The organism is Rhodanobacter sp. L36 (genome assembly GCF_009765755.1).
GTDB lineage: Bacteria > Pseudomonadota > Gammaproteobacteria > Xanthomonadales > Rhodanobacteraceae > Rhodanobacter.
The window spans coordinates 1464483-1489752 of record NZ_LMUV01000011.1; the positions used below are offsets into that span (position 1 = coordinate 1464483).

Annotated in this window: 21 protein-coding genes; 16 read left to right on the plus strand and 5 right to left on the minus strand. The window is 63.6% G+C overall.

Annotated elements, in window-relative coordinates; genetic code table 11:
* Positions 1–124 precede the first annotated feature (124 nt).
* The 7 genes from pilG (at position 125) to GSQ73_RS16415 (ending at position 12075) form a co-directional block, all read left to right on the plus strand.
* The gene (gene pilG, locus GSQ73_RS16385) at positions 125–535 is read left to right on the plus strand and encodes a twitching motility response regulator PilG (RefSeq protein WP_305793798.1); all 411 of its coding nucleotides are present in this window, start codon (positions 125–127) and stop codon (positions 533–535) included.
* Between the two features lie 22 nt (positions 536–557).
* Entirely contained in the window at positions 558–929 is a 372-nt protein-coding gene (locus GSQ73_RS16390; protein ID WP_158885881.1) for a response regulator, read from the plus strand.
* A complete protein-coding gene (locus GSQ73_RS16395; RefSeq protein WP_158885883.1) occupies positions 926–1465 on the plus strand; it encodes a chemotaxis protein CheW in 540 nt (179 codons plus the stop codon). Before GSQ73_RS16390 ends, GSQ73_RS16395 begins: the two co-directional genes overlap by 4 nt.
* Positions 1466–1591: 126 nt before the next feature.
* Positions 1592–3622 (plus strand): methyl-accepting chemotaxis protein, encoded by a 2031-nt coding sequence (locus tag GSQ73_RS16400; protein ID WP_158885885.1) that lies wholly within the window; start codon positions 1592–1594, stop codon positions 3620–3622.
* Between the two features lie 88 nt (positions 3623–3710).
* The gene (locus tag GSQ73_RS16405; RefSeq protein ID WP_158885887.1) at positions 3711–9866 is read left to right on the plus strand and encodes an Hpt domain-containing protein; all 6156 of its coding nucleotides are present in this window, start codon (positions 3711–3713) and stop codon (positions 9864–9866) included.
* Positions 9863–11545 (plus strand): chemotaxis protein CheB, encoded by a 1683-nt coding sequence (locus GSQ73_RS16410; protein WP_158885889.1) that lies wholly within the window; start codon positions 9863–9865, stop codon positions 11543–11545. Before GSQ73_RS16405 ends, GSQ73_RS16410 begins: the two co-directional genes overlap by 4 nt.
* The gene (locus tag GSQ73_RS16415; RefSeq protein WP_158885891.1) at positions 11542–12075 is read left to right on the plus strand and encodes a chemotaxis protein CheW; all 534 of its coding nucleotides are present in this window, start codon (positions 11542–11544) and stop codon (positions 12073–12075) included. Before GSQ73_RS16410 ends, GSQ73_RS16415 begins: the two co-directional genes overlap by 4 nt.
* 62 nt (positions 12076–12137) lie before the next feature.
* Here GSQ73_RS16415 and GSQ73_RS16420 read toward each other — a convergent pair whose 3' ends face one another.
* Positions 12138–12872 (minus strand): 16S rRNA (uracil(1498)-N(3))-methyltransferase, encoded by a 735-nt coding sequence (locus tag GSQ73_RS16420; protein ID WP_158885893.1) that lies wholly within the window; start codon positions 12870–12872, stop codon positions 12138–12140.
* 63 nt (positions 12873–12935) lie between these two features.
* A complete protein-coding gene (locus GSQ73_RS16425) occupies positions 12936–14315 on the minus strand; it encodes an adenosylmethionine--8-amino-7-oxononanoate transaminase (RefSeq protein ID WP_158885895.1) in 1380 nt (459 codons plus the stop codon).
* 65 nt (positions 14316–14380) lie between these two features.
* On the opposite strand from GSQ73_RS16425, the gene GSQ73_RS16430 reads away from it, so the two are divergent.
* The 7 genes from GSQ73_RS16430 (at position 14381) to GSQ73_RS16460 (ending at position 19394) form a co-directional block, all read left to right on the plus strand.
* Complete coding sequence (locus GSQ73_RS16430) at positions 14381–15184, plus strand: type II secretion system protein N (protein ID WP_158885897.1); 804 nt, start codon at positions 14381–14383, stop codon at positions 15182–15184.
* The gene (locus GSQ73_RS16435) at positions 15181–15978 is read left to right on the plus strand and encodes an inositol monophosphatase family protein (protein WP_158885899.1); all 798 of its coding nucleotides are present in this window, start codon (positions 15181–15183) and stop codon (positions 15976–15978) included. The genes GSQ73_RS16430 and GSQ73_RS16435 overlap by 4 nt, the downstream gene beginning before the upstream one ends.
* 1 nt (position 15979) lies before the next feature.
* Positions 15980–16330 (plus strand): hypothetical protein, encoded by a 351-nt coding sequence (locus tag GSQ73_RS16440; protein WP_158885901.1) that lies wholly within the window; start codon positions 15980–15982, stop codon positions 16328–16330.
* 14 nt (positions 16331–16344) lie between these two features.
* Positions 16345–16899 carry an ADP compounds hydrolase NudE gene (gene nudE / locus GSQ73_RS16445; RefSeq protein WP_158885903.1) on the plus strand — a complete coding sequence of 185 codons (555 nt, stop codon included), beginning with the start codon at positions 16345–16347 and terminating at the stop codon, positions 16897–16899.
* Complete coding sequence (cysQ, locus tag GSQ73_RS16450) at positions 16896–17708, plus strand: 3'(2'),5'-bisphosphate nucleotidase CysQ (protein WP_158885905.1); 813 nt, start codon at positions 16896–16898, stop codon at positions 17706–17708. The genes nudE and cysQ overlap by 4 nt, the downstream gene beginning before the upstream one ends.
* A gap of 20 nt (positions 17709–17728) precedes the next feature.
* Complete coding sequence (gene mazG, locus GSQ73_RS16455) at positions 17729–18541, plus strand: nucleoside triphosphate pyrophosphohydrolase (RefSeq protein ID WP_158885907.1); 813 nt, start codon at positions 17729–17731, stop codon at positions 18539–18541.
* Between the two features lie 79 nt (positions 18542–18620).
* Positions 18621–19394 (plus strand): hypothetical protein, encoded by a 774-nt coding sequence (locus GSQ73_RS16460; protein ID WP_158885909.1) that lies wholly within the window; start codon positions 18621–18623, stop codon positions 19392–19394.
* Between the two features lie 67 nt (positions 19395–19461).
* Here the strand turns inward: GSQ73_RS16460 and GSQ73_RS16465 are convergent, their stop codons facing one another.
* The 3 genes from GSQ73_RS16465 to GSQ73_RS16475 are packed head-to-tail and all read right to left on the minus strand — an operon-like array spanning position 19462 to position 23813.
* Positions 19462–20571, minus strand: coding sequence for an SLC13 family permease (locus GSQ73_RS16465; protein ID WP_158885911.1), 1110 nt, complete (start codon positions 20569–20571; stop codon positions 19462–19464).
* A gap of 60 nt (positions 20572–20631) precedes the next feature.
* Positions 20632–23115 (minus strand): FtsX-like permease family protein, encoded by a 2484-nt coding sequence (locus GSQ73_RS16470; RefSeq protein ID WP_158885913.1) that lies wholly within the window; start codon positions 23113–23115, stop codon positions 20632–20634.
* The gene (locus GSQ73_RS16475) at positions 23112–23813 is read right to left on the minus strand and encodes an ATP-binding cassette domain-containing protein (RefSeq protein ID WP_158885915.1); all 702 of its coding nucleotides are present in this window, start codon (positions 23811–23813) and stop codon (positions 23112–23114) included. The genes GSQ73_RS16470 and GSQ73_RS16475 overlap by 4 nt, the downstream gene beginning before the upstream one ends.
* Here GSQ73_RS16475 and GSQ73_RS16480 point away from each other — a divergent pair.
* Together GSQ73_RS16480 and GSQ73_RS16485 are read left to right on the plus strand one after the other, a co-directional pair.
* Positions 23812–24423: an arylesterase gene (locus tag GSQ73_RS16480; RefSeq protein ID WP_158885918.1), complete on the plus strand. Its 612-nt coding sequence runs from the start codon at positions 23812–23814 to the stop codon at positions 24421–24423. The genes GSQ73_RS16475 and GSQ73_RS16480 overlap by 2 nt on opposite strands.
* 103 nt (positions 24424–24526) lie before the next feature.
* Positions 24527–25258 carry a response regulator transcription factor gene (locus tag GSQ73_RS16485; RefSeq protein ID WP_158885920.1) on the plus strand — a complete coding sequence of 244 codons (732 nt, stop codon included), beginning with the start codon at positions 24527–24529 and terminating at the stop codon, positions 25256–25258.
* Positions 25259–25270 lie beyond the last annotated feature (12 nt).

A 25270-nucleotide genomic window follows, 5' to 3' on the forward strand; every position in this document is an offset into this window, starting at 1 on the left:
GACGCCGCCACGACGCGGTTGCCGACTTTTTTGCTGCCATCATTTTTTCCATCAACACCGGTCGGCATGCCTGTTGCATGATCTGGTGGCTATCCTGAGCTCGGGCGGGCAACAGGGGGGAGTAGTGAATTTGAACGTAAGTGCAAATGACTTGGCGGGCCTGAAGGTCATGGTGATCGATGACTCGAAGACCATCCGGCGGACGGCGGAAACGCTGCTGAAGAAGGAGGGATGCGAAGTCCTGACAGCGGTCGATGGTTTCGAGGCGCTGGCAAAGATCTCCGACCAGAAGCCGGCGATCATTTTTGTCGACATCATGATGCCGCGACTCGATGGATATCAGACCTGCGCACTGATCAAGAACAACCCGCAGTTTCGCGCCACGCCGGTGATCATGCTCAGTTCGAAGGATGGTTTGTTCGACAAGGCGAGGGGACGCATCGTGGGCGCCGAGCAGTATCTGACCAAGCCATTCACGCGCGACGAGCTGCTGGGTGCCATCCATCGCCACGTCACTGCGGTAGTCAACCGCTGACTGCAGATTCTTGGGGGAACCTGTGGCCAACATTTTAATCATCGACGATTCGCCAACCGACGTGCGCGTGTTCACCACGCTGCTGGAGCGTGCCGGTCATCAGGTCGTCGCTGTCAGCACCGCCGAGGAAGGGATCGAGCGCGTACGCGCCGACCTGCCGGGGCTGGTGATCATGGACGTGATCATGCCCGGCATGAACGGTTTTCAGGCAACCCGCACGCTGACTCGCGACCCGGTGACTTCCGCGGTGCCGATCGTGATGATCACCACGAAGTCGATGGAAACCGATCGCGTCTGGGGACTGCGCCAGGGTGCGCGCGCCTTCATCACCAAGCCGGTGAACGAGAAAGAGTTGCTGGCTTGCATCAACGATTTGTTGCCGAGCGCCACATGAACCAGTCCGTCAACCGCACGCCCTTCGAAATCCTGGCCCGCTACGAGCGCCTGTCGCTGGCGCACGCCTCCGATACGCAGGACAAGCTGGAGGCGCCGGGGCTGTGGCGCGGCATCGGTTTCCGCGTCGGCTCGCGCCTGCTGGTCAGCGGCATCGACGAAATCAACGAGCTGCTGGCAGTGCCGCTGCTCACGCCGGTGCCCGGCACGCAGCCATGGCTGCTCGGCGTGGCCAACGTGCGTGGCAACCTGGTGCCCGTGATCGATTTCGCGCGCTTCCTGTTCGGCGAGCGCACACAGCATTCGGATCGCACGCGGTTGCTGATCGTGCGTCAGGGCGGCGGCAACGTCGCGCTGCTGGTGGATGAAGTATTCGGACAGCGCACGGTGGACGAAGGACAGCGACGCGAAGCCGGGCACGAAGACGATCCGCGCCTGATGCGTTTCGTCGACAGTCGGGTGGGTGAGCAGCAGTTGGCAGTGTTCAGCATGAGCCGACTGGTTCGTGCGCCGGATTTCCGCCTGGCGGCTGCCTGATAGCGACACAGTTTTGATATCGAAGGGCCGGCGCCCATCGGGGCCGGAAACTTGGGGCGACACGTTTCACGCCGCTACCCGCGCAACGACGCGGCATCGGCAAGATCTGGAAAGGGTGAGGTGAACATGAGCACTACAGGGGGCGTCAGCAGGGAACGGGGTTACACCGTACTCATTGTCCTGCTGCTGATTGCGATCGGCTTTGCGGCGGTGGATTTCTTCCTGCTCAACCAGAAGAACGGTGAGGATCGCCAGGCGATCGCGCTGACCACGCAGATCCAGGTGCTGTCTCAGCAGACCGCGAAGTTCGCGCTGGAATCGTCGGATGGCAACACGGATTCCTTCAAGGAACTCGAAGGCACACGCAACTCCATCGATGCCGCCGTGCAAAAGCTCAATCGCGGCGACGTCAGCAGCGGCATGCAGCCGTACGCGGACGGCAAAGCCACGCCGGCGGGCCGCGCGGTGAGCGCGCTGGACGCATCGTGGAAACAACTGGACGCGGACATCGGCAAGATCCTTTCCAACAAGGCCGTGGTGCTCGACTCCGGGCAACGCGCGAACACCTTGTCGCAGCAGATGCCCTTGCTCAACTCGAGCATGGAGCAAGTGGTCAACATCCTGCAGCAGCGCAGCGGCAGTTCCGAACAGATGCTCGGCACGTCCCGCCAGATGCTGTCCGCTGACCGAATCATCCGCCGGGTGCAGGAGGTGCTGCAGGGTGGGGATTCCGCGCAGTCCGCAGCCGACGGTCTGGCGCGCGACGCGCAGCTTTACGGCAACGTGCTGAAGGGTCTCCTGACCGGCAACGCCGATAGCGGCGTCAAGCCGATCAGCGACGCCAACGCGCACAAGATCCTCACGGACATGGACGCCAGCTGGGCCACGCTGGCCGATCCAGTCGCAAAACTGGTATCTGCCGCTGGCAACATCGCCGATGTGAAGCACGCCGGCAATCAGGCCTCGCTGGATTCGCAAACGGTTCTGTTGCGCGCAAATGATTTGTCCGAGCAGATCGGCAAGCTGCCGCTGCGCCGGTTGTTTCCGAACGTGTGGTGGGGCCTGCTTGGCGCAATTGGCGCGGTGTTCTTCGCGCTGGTGCTGGTTATCACCCTGGTCGGCGATCAGCGCCGCCGGTTCGCCAGCAGTACCGAGCTCAACCAGCGCAACCAGGAGGCGATCATGCGCCTGCTGGATGAAATGGGCTCGCTCGCCGAAGGCGACCTGACTGTAAAAACCACGGTGTCCGAAGACATCACCGGCGCGATCGCCGACTCGGTGAACTACGCCATCGACGAGCTTCGCTCTCTGGTGACCACCATCAACGAAACCTCCGAGCAGGTGTCGTCGTCGGCGCAGGAAACGCAGACCACCGCACGCCATCTGGCGAACGCGGCGGAGCAGCAGGCGCAGCAGATCAGTTCGGCCACCTCCGCGATCAACCAGATCGTGAGCTCGATGGACATCGTTTCGAAGGATTCGGCCGAGTCGGCCGACGTGGCCGAGCGCTCGGTGAAAATCGCCTCGCATGGCGCCGAAGTGGTGCGTGAAACCATCTCGGGCATGGACTCGATCCGTGATCAGATCCAAGAGACGTCGAAACGCATCAAGCGTCTCGGTGAATCCTCGCAGGAGATCGGCTCGATCGTGGAACTGATCAACGACATTGCCGAACAGACCAACATCCTCGCGTTGAACGCGGCGATCCAGGCGGCCTCGGCCGGTGAAGCGGGTCGCGGTTTCGCGGTCGTCGCGGACGAAGTGCAGCGACTGGCCGAACGCTCGACCAGCGCCACGAAACGTATCGAAACACTGGTGCAGACGATTCAGTCCGATACCAACGAAGCGGTGAACTCGATGGAGCAGACCACCGCCGAAGTGGTGGCCGGCGCACGCTTGGCGGAAGACGCCGGCAGCGCACTGGGCGATATCGAGCGCGTTTCGCACGATCTGTCCGCATTGATTCAGAACATCTCCACCGCCGCACGCGAGCAGTCCGCCGCGGCAACGGATGTTTCGCATTCGATGAACGCGATTCAGGAAATCACTTCGCAGACCTCGCAGGGCGCGAGCCAGACGGCCGACTCGATCGGTACGCTGGCGCAATTGGCGAGCGACCTGCGGCGTTCGGTGGCGCACTTCAAGCTGCCGGGCTGACATCAGTCCGGCTGGCATAGGCATTTTTGACGGGGGGCAGTCTCGCTGGTTGCGTAATGGAACGTTGGGCAGCCACTGAGAGAGGCGCATGAGACTTCAAGACCACATCGATTTCACCACGCTGCAATGGGTCAAGCCGGAGCTCGACGAAACACTGTCGATTGCCCGCGAGGCGTTGGAGTCCTACGTCGAAAATCCCGGCAACCGCACGGCCATGAAGGAGTGCGCGACGCGCCTGCATCAAGTGCATGGCACCTTGCGGATGGTCGAGCTGTATGGCGCAGCCATGGTCACCGCCGAGATGGAGACACTTTCCACGGCATTGCTCGACGAGCAGATCACTTACCGCGAAGAGGCCTACGCGGCCTTGATGCGCGGGCTTATGCAACTGCCCGATTACCTCGAGCGTCTGTCCAGCGGCCATCGCGACGTGCCGGTGGTATTGCTGCCATTGCTCAACGATCTGCGCGCGAGTCGCGAGCAGCCGCCGCTGCCCGAATCGGCAATGTTCCATCCCAACCTCGACGCCTTCCTGCCCGAGCAGGCGCCTGCGGCGATGAGCGAAGCGTATGCCGAAGCGCATCGCGGTGAGTTGCTCGACCTGCGCCTGCATTTCCAGCAACAGTTGCTGGCGTGGTTCCGTGGCCAGAATCCTTCGCAGCAACTCGTCGGCATGCGCAAGACGTTGCTCGCCATCTGCGCGCGCTGCTATCACGTGCACGGTCGTCGCCTGTGGTGGATCACCGCCGGTGTGCTTGAAGGTCTCGAGCAGGGCATGCTCAAAGGCCAGGCCGGTGAAGTGCGTCAGCTCGTCGGCAAGGTCGATCGGCATATCCGCCTGTTGATCGAGCAGGGCGAAGACAGCCTGCGAGGCGGCGAAGCCAGTGAAGTGGCTTCCAAACTTCTCTATATCGTGGCCGAAGCCAAACAGCGCAGCCCGCAGATGGAACTGCTGCGCACAACCTATCTTCTGGACACGCTTCTTCCCGACGCCGGCGAGCTGGAACACGCCCGCGGCTCGATGGCCGGCCACAACCGTGCGCTGCTGGATTCGGTATCGCGCGCGTTGAAAGACGACCTGTTGCGCGTCAAGGAAGCACTCGATCTGTTCCTGCGTCAGCAGGACGGCAACCCCGCGCAACTCGCCACGCAAGGTGAAGTGCTCGAACGCGTCGGAGATACGCTCGGTATGCTGGCGCTCAACGTGCCGCGCCGCGTGGTCAACGAACAGCGTCGCGTGCTCGATGAAATTGCCAGCCGCATGCGTCCGGCCGATGAGGACACGCTGCTGGATGTCGCCGGCGCGCTGCTCTACGTCGAAGCATCGCTGGACGATCACATCGAAAGCCTCGGATCCGAAGGCGATCAGGTCGCGGACGATTCGATGCACGGCCTGCCGCGCAGCGAAGCGCTCGGTGTGGTCACCACGCTGATGCACGAAGCGATCGGCAACACCGGCAAGGTCAAGGACGCCATCGTGGCGTTCATGGAATCGGGCTGGGAGCATCGGCGTCTCGCCGGTGCGCCAACTCTGATGAACGAAGTATCTGGCGCGCTGCGCATGATGTCTTCGCCGCGCCCGGCCGAACTGGCCGAAGGCGTCGGTCGCTTCATCAACAACGAATTGCTTGGCGACCACCGCGTGCCGACCGGCGTGCAGATGGATCATCTGGCCGACGCACTTGCGGCGCTGGAGTATTACCTCGAAGCCGCGCGTGAACATCGCGGCGGACTCGAACACATTCTCGACGTGGCCGAACACAGCCTCGGTCTGCTCGGTTACTGGCCGCTGCCGCCGGAACGCGTACTGCCGGAAGCGCCGGTGACGGAAGCCGTGTCGGTGCCCGGCGATCTGGAACACGAGCAGCATCCCGAACTCTCCGAGTCGGTCAGCATGTTGCCCGGCGACGACCTCGGCAGCTTGTTCATCGGCGAAGCAAAGTCGCCTGCGGAACACGTGCACAACCTGGACGGCATGCGCCTCGCGCAGACCGAAACCATCGCGCCGTCGATGTTCGAAGGCAGCGCGTCCAACGATCAGGACGACTGGATCGAGATCGAGGAAGAAGTCTTCGAGGAAATGCCGGCGCGCGATGCGCTGTCGGGCAACACCGGTTTCAACGCCGACGCCGAAGGCATCGATGACGACATCCGCGAAATCTTCCTGGAAGAAATGCAGGAAGAAATCGATAACCTGCGCAATGCCGAAGGCATCTGGCTGGCCGACCCTGCGCAGCATTCGTCGCTGATCAGCATCCGCCGCTCGTTCCACACGCTGAAAGGTTCCGGCCGTCTGGTTGGCGCCGGCGTGCTCGGCGAATTCGCTTGGAAAGTCGAGGACATGCTCAACCGTGTGCTGGACAATTCGATCCAGCCGGACGAAAACGTCCAGGCCGTTGTGCGTCACGCCATCGATGTGTTGCCGCAATTGCTCGCCGCGCTCAAGGGCGAGGGCGCGCCGACCGCGCCGCTCAGCGCGATCATGCGCACGGCCGAACAGGTCAGCGCCGGCCAGCCGGCGCGTGTGGAAGAACACATGTCGTCCGCTACCGAAATGGTGCGTCGTGTCGTGCGTCGCCGCATTCCGCGCACGAATCCACTGGCAGAAGCGGTGCCGGAAGCCACACTCACCGACGCCAGCGCGGTATCCGCCGAACACGAGCCGGCCGCTGCACACGAGATGATTGCGGTCATGCCGTCGGTCGATCCGGTGTTGCTGGAAATCCTGCGCAGCGAAGTGGCGCAGTATCTGCAGACCATCCGCGCTGCCATCCAGCGCAGCGATGCGGAGCTGCCGATCGGAGAAGACCTGCTGCGCGCGGTGCACACCTTGCATGGCGCCATCGCGATGGTCGACATCCCGCTGCTCACGCAACTGCTCTCGCCGCTCGAAGGTTTGTTCAAGCGCCTGCGTGCGTCGAACCTGGCGTTGCCGTCCGAGGGTGTTCGCCTGCTGGGTCAGGCGGCGGACATGGTCGATCACGTGATGGGCCAGTTCGATGTCGCTACGCCGCAACTACCGAACGCGGACGAACTGACCGCTCACATCGTCGAGATGCGCGATCGTTACCCCGAATCGCAGGTCGCGCACGTGGTATTCGAACCGCACGCGGACGACGAAATGCCGGAATCCGACGCCGCTGCGGATCATGCAGAAACGCATGATGCCGACATCGGCGCGTTGCTGGATGCCAGCATCGCCGAAGCGGGTGTCGCGCATTCGGACGACGCGGATGCACACGCTTCCACGCACGCCGAAGATCAGCAACCCTCAAAGCCCGCGCATCCCGACGAAGCGCGTCACGATGCCGTCGCTGCCGAACTCGTGGCGGCGCTGGACGCATTCGAACCCGGCGTGGCAGCCGCCGAAAGAGAAGCAACCGAAAAGGCAGCCGCCGAAAAGCTCGCCGTCGAGCAGGCTGCGGAACGCGCGGCACTTGTCGAGGCCGCTGCGCTCAAGGAATCCGAAGAACTCGCTGCCGCCGAACGCCTCGCTGCCGAACAGTCCGCGGCGCAAGCCGCACAAGCGGCTGCCGAGAAAGAGGCCGCGGAGCAACTCGCCGCGGAACAGGCAGCCGCTGAAAAAGCTGCGGCGGAGAAAGCCGCGGTCGAGCGTGCAGCCGAGGAACAGGCAGAAGCAGAACGTGTTGCAGCAGAACATGCAGCGCAGCAGCAGGTCGAAGCGGAACGAGCTGCGGCAGAGCAGGACGCCGCCGAAAAGATCGCCTTGGCACAGGCGGCCGCCGAAAAAGAAGCTGCGGACGCCGTCGCCCAGTCCGACTCGCGCGATGTCGACAACAACGATGACGCCGATACCAACACCGAGACGGAAGTTGTGGAAGAACACGCCGGTGCATTCGCCGGCGCGGGCCACATCGATGCCGATCTGCTGGAAGTCTTCATCGACGAGGCACGCGAAATCCTCGATCACGCCGATGGCGTGGTGGCGCAGTGGCATGCCGAACCGATGCATCTCGCCTATGTGGCCGAGCTGCAGCGCGACCTGCATACGCTCAAGGGTGGCGCACGCATTGCCGGCCTGGCGCCGGTGGGCGATCTCACCCACGCGATCGAAACCCTGCTCGAAAAACCCATACGCGACGAAGGCAGGGCGGGCGCTCTGATCACCGCGCTGGAAGGCAGCTTCGATCAACTGCATTCGCTGGTGCTGAAGGTGTCGCAAGGCCAGGCCACGGAATATCCGCAGGCCACGATCGATCACCTGCTCGCGCTCGCGGGCGAAAAAAACCTGGCCGACGATGCGATGCTGGCGGCCGTCGCCATGCCCGAGCTCAAGGCCTCCAAGCCGGCGCCGATCCCGGCCGCACCGGCATCGACTGCGGGACTCGAGTTGCCCGAATTGCTGCCCGAAGCGGAAGAAGAAGTCCGCTCGTCGCAGGAACAGATCCGCGTTCGCGCCGACCTGCTCGACAGCCTGGTCAACCACGCCGGCGAAGTGGCGATCTACCGTTCGCGCCTCGAACAACAGGTGGCCGGCTATCGTTTCAACCTGGTCGAACTCGAACAGACCGTCGCCCGTCTGCGCAGCCAGTTGCGCATGCTGGAAATCGAAACCGAGGCGCAGATCATCGCGCGCTTCCAGCGCGAGCATCGCGAAGCGGGCCTCACCACGTTCGATCCGCTCGAGCTCGATCGTTACTCGCAGCTGCAACAGTATTCGCGCGCGCTGGCCGAGTCGGTATCCGATCTGGTGTCGATCCAGAACATGCTCGACGAACTCACCCGTCAGGCGGAAACGCTGCTGATCCAGCAGTCGCGGGTCAGTACCGAACTGCAGGACGGCCTGCTGCGAACGCGCATGCTGCCGTTCGACACGATGGTGCCGAACCTTCGCCGCACCTTGCGTCAGGCAGCGCAGGAGCAAGGCAAGAGCGCGCAGTTGTACGTGGACGGTGCGCACGGCGAAATGGATCGCAACCTGCTCGACCGCATCAAGGCGCCGTTCGAACACATGCTGCGCAATGCGATCGCGCACGGCATCGAAAGCCCGGCGGAACGCCGCAAGGCGGGCAAGCCGGCGGAAGGTTCGGTGCACATCCGCGTGGCCCGCGAAGCCACCGAGGTGGTGATCCGGGTCAGCGACGATGGTCGCGGTCTTGATCGCGCGGCGATTCGCAAGCGCGGCATCGAACGCGGCCTGCTGCGCGCCGACATCAAGCCGACCGACAACCAGCTGCTGTCGCTGATCACCCAGCCGGGCTTCTCCACCGCCGGCAAGATTACCCAGCTGGCCGGCCGTGGCGTCGGCATGGACGTGGTCGCCAACGAGATCAAGCAGCTCGGCGGTTCGCTGTCGATCGAATCGGACGAAGGCAAGGGCAGCACGTTCGTGTTGCGCCTGCCATTCACCCTCGCCGTGACGCAAGCCATCCTGGTGCGTATCGGCGAAGCGACCTTCGCGATTCCGATGACCTCGGTGCAGGGCGTCGCCCGCGTCAATCCGGATGACCTCGCCACGATGATGGCCGAGGACGAACCGTCGTTTGTCTACGGCAGCGAGGACTTCGGCATCCACGATCTGGCCGAGTTGCTGGGTCTGCCGCCCGGGCTTCCGGCGGAAGGCGAACAGCAGCCGCTGTTGCTGACGCGCGCCGGTGATCTTCGTGCGGCGATCCGCATCGACGCGGTGCTCGGCTCGCGCGAAATCGTGGTCAAGTCGGTGGGCCCGCAGATCAGCTCGGTGCCCGGCCTGCTCGGCGCGACGATCATGGGCGACGGTTCGGTGCTGATCATTCTCGACCTCGCGCCGCTGGTTCGCCACGGCATCACGCGTCGCCAGCAGCGTCTGGTCGACGGACTCAGCGCAGTGCAGGCGCCGATCATCGAGGAAGTCCGCATCCGGCCGCTGGTCATGGTGGTGGATGATTCGATCACCATGCGCAAGGTCACCAGCCGCGTGCTGGAACGTCACGAGTACGAAGTCAGCACGGCGAAAGACGGTATCGACGCGATCGAGAAATTGCATGAGCGCGTGCCGGATCTGATGCTGCTGGATATCGAGATGCCGCGCATGGACGGCTACGAACTGGCGACGCACATGAAAGCCGATCCGCGATTGCGCGATGTGCCGATCATCATGATCACCTCTCGCAGCGGCGACAAACATCGCCAGCGCGCGTTCAACATCGGTGTCGATCGTTATCTCGGCAAGCCCTATCAGGAAGCGGAACTGCTGGTGCAGATCAGCGAGGTGCTCGAGCAGCGCGTCGGAGCCGAACCATGACCCACGCGGCACCGGCGGTCGCGCTGTTGTTCGACGATACCGAGCTGGCCGGGCAACTTCGCGAAGCGCTGCTTGAGCGCGGCGCACGCATCGTGCACGAAGGCGGCGTCTCCAGTCTGAGCCGCGAGCTGTTGCAGCAGTGCGGCGCGGATGTGTTGGTAGTGAACCTGGACGATGCCGCGGACGACGCGCTCGACCAACTCTACGACGTGATCGACGGCGATCGTCCGCGTGTCGTTTTCAACGATGCGCAGGCCAGCCGCAAATTGATCGGCTGGGATCACGCGCGCTGGGCACGACATCTTGCGGTCAAGGTGCTGGAGGCTGGCGATGTCGATCCACCGCGACCGGAAAACGCGCCGATGCTCGACGTGTCGGAGCCAACCGAAAAAGTCGTCGATGCTGCGTATCCAGCGGACGTAACGGTTGTGCACGTGAATCCGGAATCCGTGCCGCCGGCATTCGAGGCCGATCTTTCACCGCACCCAACCGACGAACTACACGAACAACAAGCCGCGGCCGAATCCGAAAATCTGGCGGCGGAACTGGAAGCGCTGCTCGCGTCGGGCGATCTCGCCGACGCAGACGAAGAAACCACGGGCTCCGGTTTGCGTTTCAGCGAAGACGAAGCGCCGCCGCCGCTGCACGACGGAAATTTTGGCGCGCCCGCGACTGCGCTCGATGCGTTGCCGCTGGATGCATCCGATGATTTCAGCCACTCGACAACCATCGAGCCGACAGCCGTGCAGGCCAGCGTGACGCCGCCGGTCTTCGAACTCGATCATCTGCACCTCGCGCCGATCGACGAAGGTCAGGCCACGCAGCCGACGACCGTTGCAGCTCCTTTGGTCGCCGATGCCGCAGCTGCTGCTCCGGTCAAGGCACCGGACAGCTGGGCACTTTTCGATGACGCTGCCCAACCGGCCGCCACGACTGAAAATTCCAACGCAGCGACGTTCGGCATCGAAAAGGTGAGCGCGGCCGATTTCCTTGCGCCCGAAAGCGAGCCGATGGCGAAAGGCTTCGAGCCGTTGATGAGCTTCGAGCTCGTCTCCATGGAAGAAGCCATTGCGCCAAAGGCATACGAGCACGTCAGCGAGATGCATCTGGACGACAGCGGCAGCAGTGCGCTGACTCGGATCGTCGTGCTGGGCGCCACGGTCGATGGCATCGATTCGGTGTGCGAGTTCCTGGCTGCCGTGCCGAATAACAGCCGGCTGACATTCCTGCACACGCAACGTCTGTCGACAGAACCGTTGTTCGAACAGATGGCCAAACTTTCCGCGCGCAGCGCCTTGCCGGTTCGCGTGGCAGAACACGCCGGCCGCGCTCGCGCCGGTGAAGTGCTGTTGGCGCCCGACTCCGGTCAGGTGCTGTTGCGCCGTGATGGCAGCATCGAAGTGCAGGCCGGCGATGCCGGGCCGTCCATCGATGCGAGTTTTTCGATGGCGGCAAACGCGTTCGGTCGCGACGCTCTGGCCATTGTGTTTGCCGGTCGCGCCAACGACGCAGTGGCCGGGTCGCAAGCCATTCACGACCGTGGTGGACAGGTCTGGGTGGAGTCGTCGTCCGGCGAGCATTTCGCCGATATGGTCAGTGGCATTTTCGCCGAACGACTTGTCAGTTATTCCGGTACGCCGCGCGAACTCGCGGCGCACCTGCTCGAGGTGTTTCCATGAGTGACCATCCGCTGCCGCGTGAAATCCGTTGCGTGCTCGTGCCCGTCGGCAACCTGCGTCTGCTGCTACCCAACGCGACCATCGCCGAAGTCGTCACGCAAAGCACGCCCGAACCTGTTGCGAATGCACCCGACTGGTTGCTCGGCCGCATCTCCTGGCGTGGCTGGCGCGTGCCGCTCGTGTCATTCACGCAGCTGGCCGGCACCGAAGCCGGCGATACTGACCTGAGCGTGCGCGTTGCCGTGCTCAAGGCGCTGGGCGGCAATCCTGCGATGCCTTTCATTGCCGTGCTCACGCAGGGCTTTCCGCGCCTGGCGACATTGAATGCCGAGCTGATCATTCCGACCCACGACGGCACGCCGTTGCCTGCAGGTGTGCGCGCGCAGGTGCTGGTGCGCGACGACGTGGCGATGATTCCGGATCTGGAATGGATTGAAACCGAGTTGCTCGATTTACTCGGCGATGCGGATGCGGAGAAGGAAACCGCAGAGACCGATGAGTCATCGGAGCCGACCGACAGTTCGGACTGATCGTTTGCGATCGGTGCATGTCGCGCTGCGGTCGATTCAGCGGCATCAGTCGCATTCGATATCTAGCCGTCGCCGTGCAACGCCTGCAACGATGCGAGCGCGGCGAGCCCCGCGGTTTCCGTGCGCAGAATGCGCGGACCCAGGCGCAAGCCTTCGAAGCCCGCATTTTCCAGCAACTCGATATCGCGTTCGCCGAGCCCGCCTTCGGGCCCCACCACCAGCAGCCCACCCGCTTGCGTGAATCGCAGGTCGCGCGACGAGTGCGCGGCATCCGGCAGCAACGCCAGGCGTAATGCGCCGTCTTCTGCGAGCCCCGCCACCCAGTTCGACAACGTCTGCGTCGCAAGAATCTCGGGCATTCGCGCGCGGCCGCTTTGTTCGCATGCGCTGGCTGCCACGGCACGCCAGTGAGCCAGACGTTTCTCGGCGCGCGCAGCATCCAGCCTTACCTCGGAGCGTTCGGTCAGCAGCGGCACGATGCGCGTTACGCCGAGTTCGGTCGCCTTCTGCACAATCAGGTCCATCTTCTCGCCGCGAGCGATGCCCTGCACCAGCGTGAGCCGCAACGGCGATTCGTTTTCGATTCGCTGTTTCGATTGTACCTGCACGACGACCTTGCGTTTATCGATCGTGAGGATGGTCGCTGCGTAATCATGACCATCGCCGTTGAACAGCGTAAGCGGATCGCCGGCAACCAGCCGCAATACGCGGCCGACGTGTTCCGCGGCCTGCGTCGGCAGCGCACATTCGGTGCCTGGCTCGAGCGCGGATTCGACGTGGATACGTATCTGTCGCATGAGTTTTCGTCAATCAAAAAGTCAGCATAACCGAGTGACTTCACTCGAGGCACTCAGTGAGTTTCATCCAGCGACTGCGAGTTCGATGCCTGCGATGGCGGTCTCGACCAGCAAGTCGATTTCCCGCGCGGTCACGACATACGGCGGCATAAAATAAATCACGTCGCCCAGCGGGCGAAGCAGCACACCGAGTTTCAGGCCATGCAGATAGACGCGCATGCCACGCCGGTCCGATGGCGGAAAGTTGCGCCGGCTTGCCTTGTCCGCCACCAGTTCGACGGCGGCAATCATGCCGGTTTGCCGCACATCGGCAACGTTCGGATGATCGCGCAGTGGTGCCAGCCTTCGCGCGAGATATGCGCTCAATTCGCGGTTGCGTTCGAGCACCGGCTCGTCGCGGAAGATCGCCAGCGTTTCCAGCGCCACGCGGCAGGCGAGTGGATTGCCGGTGTAGCTGTGTGAATGCAGGAACGCCTTGCCCGCGCTGTATTCGGCATAGAACGCTTCGTAGATGGCCTGCGTGGTGAGCACCGCGGACAACGGCAGAAAACCGCCGGTGAGGCCTTTCGAAAGGCACATGAAATCAGGCGACACGTCAGCCTGTTGGCAGCCAAACAACGTACCGGTGCGACCGAACCCGACCGCTATTTCGTCGGCGATGAAATGCACCGCGAATTCGTCGCACAGCGCACGCAGTCCGCGCAGATAGATCGGGTCGTACATGCGCATGCCGCCGGCGCATTGCACCAGCGGCTCGACGATCACCGCGCAGGTTTCGTGCGCGTGTTTCTCGAGCAATCGCCGCATGTCGACGAGCCGGCGTTTGGCCGTCTGTTCGGGCGACTCGCCGGATTCGCCTTCGTAGGCATCCGGCGATGGCGCGAGGAAGGGCGTGAGCAGCAGCGGCGCATACGTCTTGCGATACAGCGCCACGTCGCTGACTGACAGCGCGCCGAGCGTTTCGCCGTGATAGCTGCCGGTCAAGGCGATGAAGCGTGTTTTTTCGCCGTGGCCCTGGTTGAGCCAGTAATGGAAGCTCATTTTCAGCGCGACTTCGATCGCCGCAGATCCGTTGTCCGCATAGAACACGCGATCGAGCCCGGCAGGCGTGACACGCACGAGTTCCTCGGCCAGCGCGACGGCGGGTTCGTGCGTGAAGCCGGCAAAGATGACGTGCTCAAGTTGCTGCGCCTGATCGGCAAGCGCGGCGGCAATGCGCGGGTTGGCGTGCCCGAACAGATTGGTCCACCACGAACTGATGCCGTCGAGATAGCGCTTTCCATCCGCATCGATCAGCCAGACGCCCTCGCCGCGTACGATCGGCACCATCGGCACCTGCATTGCGCCAGCGGGATCGTGATCGTGCATCTGCGTGCACGGATGCCAGAGATGTTTCAGGTCGCGCGCGGCGAGTGCGGCGTTGCCGCTTGCGGTGTGAGTCATCCGGCTATCATCGGCGTTGCGCGATGGGCGCTCAAGCCCGTCGATCACCGGAAAGAGATACGCGATTGAGCTACTTTCGAAAAGCCCTGATCGGATTCGGCGTGCTCGTGCTGGCCGCCTTGCTGCTCGTATGGTTTTTGCCGGCGCGATGGCTGGTGCCGAGCATCGAGTCGCGTCTGCAAGGCGTGCGTCTCGAACAGGTGCAGGGTTCGGTGTGGAACGGCAGCGTGGCGAACGTGGTGCAGGCGGACGGCCGATCCATGGGCCGGCTGGATTGGCAACTCTCGCGGCTCGCTTTGCTTGGGAAAGTGCGCGGACAGATGAAACTCGAAGGACCGCGCTTGGGTTTTTCCGCGACGATGCAGCGGGTTTCGGCGGACCAGATCCAACTCGATGCGGCGAGCCTGCATGCCACGCTCGACAACGCGGATCAGCGCAAGCCGTCGAGCTTTGGCGAACCGCGTGGCGCGATGCAAATCACGCTCGATCATGCCTTGCTGCAAGGCGGCTGGCCGCTGGAATTGCAGGCCGCGATGCACTGGCATGATGCAGCGTTGCTGACCAGCGATGGGCTCGTGCCGCTGGGTGTGCTTGACGGTCAAGCCACCGCGCAAGGCGGCATCGTTCAGGTGCAATTGCATGACGACGGAACCGGTCCGCTGGAAGCGAAAGGTAATCTGCAGGTGATTCCACTCGGCTGGCGACTGGACGCCACACTACGCGAGCGACGGCCCGATGCAGCGTTGCATCGATGGCTGGCGCAGTTCGGCCATCCAGACAGCGAAGGCCGCATCCACATTCAGCGCAACGGTGGTCTTGCCGATGGCGCTTCAACTTCCAGCGGCCGTCGCGTCAAAGGACAACCATGACACCCGATATTTCATCACGTGCACTCGCTGCCGCACGCGACGCCGCTTCGGCCGCGGCCGATATCATTCGCCATTACTGGCAACGCGGCGTAGTGACCGAATTGAAACCCGACGCGACGCCGGTGACCGTGGCCGATCGCGAAGCCGAACAGGCGATCCGCGACATCCTGCGCACGGCCTTGCCACAGGCGTCGATCTACGGCGAGGAGTTCGGCCTCGAAGGCGAACGTGGCGGGTTGATGTGGCTGGTCGATCCGCTCGATGGCACCAAGAGTTTCGTGCGGCGCACGCCGTTCTTCTCCACCCAGATCGCATTGATGGATGGCGACGAACTCGTGCTCGGCGTTTCCAGTGCGCCGATCTACGGCGAGACGATGTGGGCAAGCGCCGGCGAAGGTGCGTGGATGGACGGCGAGCGCGTGCAGGTCGCGGACATCACCGCGATGAGCGACGCGTCGATCTCCACCGGCAACATCAAGACGCTGACCGGCGATGCGCGCTGGGATGCGCTGGGCGCGCTGATCCGCGACAGCAATCGCATTCGCGGCTACGGCGATTTCTGCCACTACCACCTGCTCGCGCGCGGCTCGCTCGATCTGGTGATCGAGTCGGACGTGAACATCCTTGACATCGCAGCGCTCGCGGTGATCGTGCGCGAAGCCGGCGGCGTGTTCACCGATATCGAAGGTGCGCCACTGACGCTCGACACGCGCAGCGTGCTTGCCGGTTCACCATCCATCCACGCGCAGGCGCTCTCGCGTTTGCGCCTTTCCAAAAATCCGGAGCAACCGTGACATGAGCGATTTCCCGCAAGCACTGATCTGGCTGGCCAACAATGTTTTCGGCATTCTGGCTTCCATCGCCGGCATCGTAGTGGCGTGCGTGCTGTGGTCGCGTGCGTCGCGCGCGGCGATGCTTCTGTTGATCGCCTCCATCCTGCAGTTGGTACTGATGATCATCGCGAGCTGGTTCTACGTGGCCTTCCTGCCGCATCACGAAGGGGCCATCGACATGGCGCACATGGTGGCCATATCGGGACTCGTGCTTGGGTTCCTGCACGCGATTGTCTACGGCCTGCTGATCTGGGCAATCGCGACCGGTCGGGGTGTGCAACTGGGGTCGGCGCCGGTCGTGTCGCGAGGCTGAGCTACAATCGACGGATGCCAAAGCTTCCGATCATCCATGCGACGCGCGACGTTCACGACAGCGGATTCCTGAAAGTCGAGCAGCTCGATCTCGAATTTTCCAACGGCGAACGCCGCACGTACGAGCGACTGAAAGGCAGCGGGCTCGGCGCGGTGATCATCGTGCCGATGCTGGATGACGACACCGTGCTGCTGATCCGCGAATACGGCGCCGGCGTCGGCCGCTACGAACTGGGCCTGCCGAAAGGTCGGCTCGATCAGGACGAAACGGTGGAGCAGGGCGCCGAGCGCGAGCTGAAAGAAGAGATCGGCTACGGCGCGCATCGATTGAAAATCCTGCATCACCTTTCGCTGTCGCCGTCGTACATGACGCACATGGCACACGTGGTGATCGCGCGGGATCTCTATCCCGAACGACTGCAAGGCGACGAGCCGGAAGAACTCGAAGTGGTGCCGTGGAAAATGTCCGAACTGCATACGCTGCTCGGCCGCGACGACGTGACCGAAGGCCGCTCGATCGCGGCGTTGTTCATGGCGCGCGAATATCTCGCCGGACGTTTCAACGCATGAGTGCACCTTCGAAATTCGTGCAGCGCATCGGTGACATCGCGCGCTTGGCCGGCGAAGCGATCCTCGACATCTATCGCGGCGACTTCGCGGTGCAGACCAAGGAAGACGCCTCGCCTTTGACCGCGGCCGATCTTGCGGCGCAGCGCGTGATCATGGCCGGCCTCTCCGAGCTCGATCCACTGCTGCCGATCGTCTCGGAAGAAGCCAAGGCGCTGGCGTGGTCCGAGCGCAGGCAATGGTCGCGTTACTGGCTGGTCGATCCACTCGACGGCACGCGCGAGTTCGTCAAGCGCAACGGCGAGTTCACCGTGAACATCGCGCTGATCGACACCCAGCGTTCGGTGCTCGGCGTGGTGCTGGCGCCGGTCACCGGCGAGTTGTATGTGGCCGCGCTCGGCGAGGGCACGTGGTTGCAAAGCGAAGCGGGCGCCGACTGGCAAACCGTTCGCACGCGATCGATCGCGCAGCCGCCAGTGCTGGCCGGCAGCAGGTCGCACGGCACTGCGCAGGAAACCGCATTGGAAGCGTTGCTCGGCACAGGTTACGAACGCGTCCCATTGGGTTCGTCGCTGAAGTTCTGCCTGATCGCGCGTGGTGGCGCGGACGTCTACTTGCGGCTGGGCCCGACCAGCGAATGGGACACTGCCGCCGCGCAGTGCGTGTTGGAAGAAGCCGGCGGCGCCGTGCTCGATTTGCAGGGACAACCGTTTCGCTACAACCGTGGTGAATCGTTGCTCAATCCGGAATTCATCGCCATTGGCGATCGCGCGATCGACTGGAAATCGCGTTTGAAAGCCGCCGGTTTCTGAGCGCGGCAACGCGACGAAACATGACAGACCCGGCTCGCCATCCACTCGACGAACTGCTTGCGATCATGGCGCGACTGCGCGACCGCGATGGCGGATGCCCGTGGGATGCGCAGCAGAACTTCGCATCCATCGCGCCGTACACCATCGAGGAAGCGTACGAGGTGGCCGACGCCATCGATCGCCAGGACTGGACCGATCTGCAGGACGAACTCGGCGATCTGCTGCTGCAGGTCGTGTTTCATGCGCAGATGGCGAAAGAGGCAGGGTTGTTCGACTTCGCCGATGTGGCACAAGGCATCGGTGACAAGATGCGCCGACGCCATCCGCATGTCTTCGCCGACGTTCGCTATGCCGACGCGGCGGCGCAGAAGCAGGCGTGGGAAGACATCAAGCGCGTCGAACGCGATGCCAAAGGCCATGTGCCCGATCACAGTGCGCTGGCTGGCGTATCGACAGGCTTGCCGGAGTGGAAGCGTGCACTGAAATTGCAGCAGCGCGCGGCCGTCACCGGTTTCGACTGGACTGATCCGCAGCCAGTGCTGGCCAAGCTCGCCGAAGAACTCGACGAGGTGCGGGCAGAGTTCGCTGATGGCGTCGATGCGGCACGACTGGAAGACGAGATAGGCGACATGCTGTTCGTGCTGGTCAATCTCACGCGGCATGCCGGTGTGGATTTTTCGCAGTCCCTGCGTCATGCGAACCGCAAATTCGAGCGGCGTTTTCGCGCGATGGAAAATCTGGCAGCCGATGACGGCAAGCCGTTTGCCGCACACACGCTGGCCGAGCAGGAAGCGCTGTGGCAGCGGGTCAAGGCGCTCGAACGCAAACCCTGAGCGACGCCGCTCCTGCGGCCATGCAACCTTTTTGGCGCGGGTGGCATCCTAGATGCACCGACCTTTCAGGAAATGCGCCATGCGCCGTCTTCTCATCGCCGCACTGCTGTGCGCTCCCGCTGCTGCCTTTGCCGCCGACCACTGCAAATTCGAGGCGCCACGCAACCTGCAACTCAATTTGTCGGGCGTGCGCGCCGTGCAGGTCGATGTCCACAGCCACAACCTTCATCTCATCGGCGGCAGCGCGAGCAGCGCCACGTTGAATGGCAAGGCGTGCGCCTCCGATCAGTCCGCGTTGGACAGCCTGCAGGTCACGCAGCGTCGTGAAGGCGATCAACTGCTGATCGATATCGGTGGCGACAATCATTTCTCGTGGCACCTTTTCGGTGGTGACTCGTACGCATATCTCGACATCAACATGCAGATTCCCGCGAATCTTCCGGTGACGCTGGACGTGGGTTCCGGTGACGCGGAAGCCAGCGGCGTGCAGCAATTGACCGGCACAGTCGGCTCGGGCGATCTGCATGTTCGGCAAATACCGGGCAAGGTCGACGTGAGCGTGGGTTCCGGCGACATCGACGCAAACGATATCGGCAGCCTGAATGTCGGCTCGGTGGGTTCGGGCGACTTCAAGGGCAACGGCGTTCGCGGCGACGCGCGCATTGGCAGCATCGGCTCGGGTGACGTTACGTTGCGCCAGGTGGGCGGCAGCGTGCATGCCGAAACGCTGGGCTCGGGCGATCTCAACGTGAGCGATGTCGGTGGCGATCTCAGCCTCGGCGCCAAGGGCAGCGGCGACGTCGACCACTCCAACATCAAGGGCAAGGTGAACCTGCCCAAAGACGACGACTGATCGCGCTTTGTAGGAGCGCACCTTGTGCGCGATGCTTTTGGAAGTCCATCGCGCGCATGGCGCGCTCCTACAAAAAGCAGGAAACCAGATACACCAGTGGCGCGCAGATCAGCAGGAACGGTATCGACACCAGATGCAGCAATCGCATGCCGCGCGGTTGCCCGGCCAGGCGCAAGGCGATCAGGTTCGCGAGTGAACCGATCGCCACGCCGAAACCGCCGACGTTCACCGCGATCGCCAGCGCAACGGCATCGGGCGCACGATCGAGCAACAGCACGGTAGCCGGAACATTGCTGATCACTTGCGAGGCGAAGATGCCGGCAAGGTAGAGCGTCAGCGGCCGGTTGAAATCGAAATGATCGAGCGCGTGTCGCACCTGCGACAGATCCGCGAAGTGGCCGAGCCCGAGGAAGATCGCGGCGAAGGTCAGCAACAGCAGCCAGTCGATTCGCATCAGACTCTGGCGCGCGAGCAGCGCAAAGAACGCGAGCAAGACGATGGCGCCCAGCGCAGCGTGGCCGTATTCCATCAGCAGCACCATCGCCACCAGCGCGAGCATCGAGCCCACGCCGAGCCGATGCGAATGCACGTTGCCGTCGATGCCCTCCGGGCTCAGCGTGATCCGCTCGCGCGGCAGCCAGCACCAGGTGAATACCACCAGCATCGCCAGCATGATCGCGGACGTTGGCAACATGGCCAGCGCAAAACGCAACAGCGGCAGTCCCGAGTGTTGCCAGAGCAGCAGGTTTTGCGGATTGCCGATCGGACTCAGCGTGGAACCGGCGTTCACCGCGAGCGGTTCGAGCACGACCATGCGCAGGATTGGCAGGTTCGACATCGCACCGATCGCCAGCGTCAGCGGCACGATCAGGAACAGGCTCACGTCATTGGTCAGCACCATCGACAGCAGCGCGGTCGCCGCCACCAACAGAAGTCCAAGGCTGCGCACGGAATGCGCGCGTGCAACGACGACTGCCGCCGCATGTTGCACCATGCCGCTGTCGCGAATGCCCTGGATTGCGATGAGCAATCCGGTCAGGCCGGCGAGCGTCGGCAGTTGCAGCCAGCGCTGGTAATCGGTGAGCGGTCGCGGGTCGAACAACGCAAGCGCGATGGCGAGCAACGCGAACAGAACGAGCAGCCATTCCGCCTTCAGGCGAGGCCACAAGCTATGCATCGGCAGGCGCCATGGCATCGTGCATCGTCGGGGCAGCAAGTCCGTGGCGTTGCGGCATCGTCATTCTTCCCGCAGCAGGCGCATCGGCGGTGTGCGGATGATTCTGCGCGTGCCCGCCAGGCCGAGCAACATCACGACGGCTGCCGCGATCAGCGCGCCCAACCCGAGCGGCAACAGCGGCGGCACGAAACCTTCGATGTGAAACACCGCGTGGCCGAGCCACAGACCTGCGCCGGCCGCACCGATTGCAGCGGTCAGGCCGGCGACCAGTCCGAGCAGCGCGAACTCGCACGCGGCAGCCACGCGTAGCTGTGATCGACGCGCACCCAGCGTGCGCAGCAACGCCGCTTCGTGTCGTCGTTCGGCGGCGCTGGCCGCCAGCGCGGCGGCAAGCACCAGCGCACCCGCGAGCAAACTGAAACCGAGAATCCAGCGCACCGCATTGCCGACGCGATCGACGATTTCGCGCACGCGATCGAGCAACGAATCCACGTCGACCAGACTCAGGTTGCTGTAGCCACGCGACAACTGCGCCAGCTGTTCGGCATGTCCGCGCGGCACGTAGAAACTGGCCAGCCAGGTGTGCGGCAAACCGTTTGCGTGATCGGGATCGAGCAGCAGGAAAAAGTTGACGCGGAACGAACTCCAGTCGACTTTGCGGATGCTGGCGACGCGCGCATCGATGCTGCCTTCACCGACATCGAAACGCAGTGTGTCGCCGATCTTCAAGCCGAAGATGTCGCGCCACATCGTGTCGATCGAAACTTCCGCGCGCGCCGGATGCGCAGCTTGCCATTGACCGCCGACGATCTGGTTGCTCGGCGGCAGTTCGCTGGCCCACGACAATCGCAACTGACGATCCGCCCATTCCTTGCCGCGCTCATCCTGGAACTTCATGCGATCGATCGATTGCCCATTGATCGCAGTGAGCTTGCCCACCGCGAGCGGCAGCATGTTGAGCTTGCTGCCGCCGATGGCCGCGAGCGTGTGCTCGAAGCCGGCGCGTTGATCGTCCTGCAGATTCAGCGCAAACCAGTTCGGCGTATCTGCCGGCAACTCCTGTCGCCAACCCTGCAACAGCGATGGCGCGACCACCGCCAGAAGCAACAGCGCGCACAGGCCGAGGCTCAACGCCGTGGCCTGCACCAAACTCAACGTGCGCCGACGCGCGAGCGCAGCAAGGCCAAGACGCAATGCGGGGTGTGCGCCGGGTGCGACGCGACGCGCCAACCACAGCAGCAATGCCGCGAGCAGTGCGGCGATGACCGCGACGCCGAAAAGACTCGCGGCAAGAATACCGGCCAGCGTGAGCGAACTGCTCTGGCTCCAGATCAGCGCCAGCGCAACCAGCAGCGGAATCAGGTACAGCACATCGAAACGTCGCGCGCGGCGCGTTACGCTCTGGCGAAACACCGCGACCGGCGGCACCTCGGCAAGGCGCGCCAGCGGCGGCAGGGCGAAACCGACCAGCACCGCAATGCCCATCGCCGCAGCCGCGAACGACGGACCCAGCGGCAACACCGTCGGCACGCCGCCGAACAACTGGCTGGCGAACATCCACGCGAGTTGCGACAGGCCAAGCGCGATCAGCAGCCCAAGCCCAGCCGCAGGAATCGCGAGCGCAGCCAGCGTGCCGAGCAACAAACCGAGCACGCGGCGACGCGATGTACCGAGCGCGCGCAGCAAGGCCACTTCGGATGTCTTGCGCCGCGCATAGCGTTGCGCCGCGAGCGCAATCGCGACACCGGCGAGCAGTGCCGACAACAACGCAGTGAGTCGGAGAAAGGCGCTCGCGCGATCGAACGCCGTGCGCATGCGCTCCTGCGTCTGTTCCGGCGTGATCAGTTCTGCGCCTTGCGGCAACGTGGTGGCTTGCGCCCAATTGCGCCAGCCCTGCACAGCGGTGGGTTCGCCTGCCAGCAACAGGCGATGACGCGCGCGGCTGCCGGTGCCGAGCAGGCCGGCCTGTTCGGCATCGGCCAGGCTCATCAACGCGCGCGGCGCGAGTGCAAACAGCTCGCCGCCATCGGGTTCGCGCACGAGTTCGGCGGCGATGATCAGCGGACGTCCACCCAGTTGCAGCGGCTGGCCTACTTTGAGATTCAACGCGACCAGCGCGCGGTGATCGAGATACACGTGGCCCACGCCGGGTGCGCGCGCAGCAACGGAATGACCGGCTGCATCGGCGAGTTCCAGCGTGCCACGCAACGGGTAGTTCGCGTCGGTCGCCTGCACGTCGAGCAGCTGGCTCTGCTGATGGGCGAACGCGACGCTGGGGAAACTCGCGGTGGCGGTGCTGCTCAATCCGCGTCGCCGACCTTGATCGACGAATGGGGGCGGCAATGCCTGCGGCGAAGAGATGCCGATGTCTCCGCCGATCAATTCGGCTGCGCTCGCCAGCATGCCGCGTTCGATCCGCGTCGCCAGGGTCGCGACCACACCGAGCGCCACCACCGCCAGCACCAGCGACGCAGCCAGCGTGCGCAGCTCCGGCAAATGCCATTCACGACGCAGGCTGCGCAGCGCCAGCAACATCAGCCTCATGCGTTGTTTCCCTGCACGGGCGTAAGCACGCGACCTTCATGCAATTCGATGCCGCGGTCACAGCGCGCGGCGAGCGTTGCATCGTGTGTCACCAGCACCAGTGTGGTGTGGTGATCGCGGTTGAGGCCGAACAGCAAATCGCAGACATGGTGGCCGGTGCGCTGGTCGAGATTGCCGGTGGGCTCGTCGGCGAACAGGACCCGCGGCGCATGCACGAACGCGCGCGCGATCGCCACGCGTTGCTGCTCGCCGCCAGAAAGTTGCGCCGGATAGTGTCGGCGGCGCGCAGTCAAACCGACTGCTTCGAGCGCTTCGCGCGCACGCACGCGCGCCGATGGGCTGCCTTCCAGTTCCAGCGGCAGCATCACGTTTTCCTCGGCGGTCAGTGCGGGCAGCAAGTGGAACGACTGGAACACGAAGCCGACCAGTCGCCGCCGCACATCGGCACGCGCTTCCTCGTCCAGTTGCTGCAAGCGGTGACCATCGAGCTGTATGTCGCCAGAGTCGGGCGTGTCCAGCCCGGCGAGCAGGCCGAGCAGGGTGGTCTTGCCCGAACCCGAAGCGCCGACGATGGCAAAGCTTTCGCCCGGCATGATGCGCAGGCTCACATCGCACAGGATGTCCAGCTTTCCCTCGGGACCGCTGACCGACTTGCTAACATCGCGGGCTTCAAGAATGGGATGGGACGAATCGCTCATGCGTCGATGCCTTTGGTTGTTGGTATTTCTATGCGGCATCGGCACGGCCCAGGCGGCGGCGCCGAAAACCGTGCTGGTGCTGGGCGATTCGCTTTCGGCGGCGCACAACATATCGGTGGAGTCCGGGTGGGTATACCTGCTGGACTTGCGTCTGGGAAACATGGTGCCGAAGTGGACCGCGGTCAATGCCAGCATCAGCGGCGAAACGTCGTTGAGCGGACGCAACCGTCTGCCCGCGCTGCTGCAGACATATCATCCGGCCGTCGTCGTGATCGAACTGGGAGCGAACGATGGGCTGCAGGGTTTGTCGCTTCCCTCGTTGCGCGACAACCTTGCAGCGATGATCGATCTCGCACAACACGCCAAGGCGCGTGTGCTGTTGCTCGGCATCGAGATGCCGGTGAATTATGGCCCGCAGTATCGCGATGGTTTGCGCGCGGTCTACACGGACTTGTCCCGGTCCAGGCATACGGCACTGGTTCCATTTCTGCTGGATGGCGTGGCGCTTGATCCTTCATTGATGCAGGAGGACGGTCTGCATCCGCTCGCGGCGGGTGAGCCGAAAGTGCTCGATACGGTATGGAAACAGCTGCAGCCCTTGCTTCATTGACAGCTGAACATTTGACGGATCAGTTGCATCCTTTTCACGACCCCATCACCCCGCCGCCGGTTATCGTCTTCACATATGTGAAACCGCATCGAGCGAGGACGATATGACCGTACATGACGAGCAAGCAGGCCTGATTCTCCTGGTCGAGGACAACCGCCAGATCGCCGAGATGGTGGGTGAGTTTCTCGAACGCCGCGGCTATTCGGTTGACTATGCCGCCGACGGCGTGAGCGGCCTGCATCTGGCGGTATCGAACAGTTACGACGTGATCGTGCTGGATCTGATGTTGCCGGGTCTGGATGGACTTGAGCTGTGCCGCAAGCTGAGAAAGGAAGCCAAGAAATCCACGCCAGTGCTGATGCTGACCGCGCGCGACACGCTGGAGGACAAGCTCATCGGCCTCGAAGCCGGTGCCGACGACTACCTCGTGAAGCCATTCGAAGTGCGCGAACTCGAGGCGCGCCTGCGTGCACTGATCCGCCGCGATCGTCGCCAAGTGTCGACCGAGGTGCTCAATGTGGGCGACATGACGCTCGACACGGCGACGCTGCGCCTCACCCGCGAAGGCCAGGAACTCACGGTCTCGCCGATCGGCCTGAAGCTGCTCGCGATCCTGATGCGCGAATCGCCGCGCGTGGTGAGTCGCCGCGACATCGAGCGCGAAATCTGGGGCGATACCCTGCCGGACTCCGACACCTTGCGCTCGCATCTGTACAACCTTCGGCGCGTCATCGACAAACCCTTCGCGCGACCTCTGCTACACACGATTCACTCGGCGGGGTATCGCCTCGCAGATCTCGAGTCGGAAGTGCCAACCACAGCCCAGACTGCATGAACGCGTAGCACG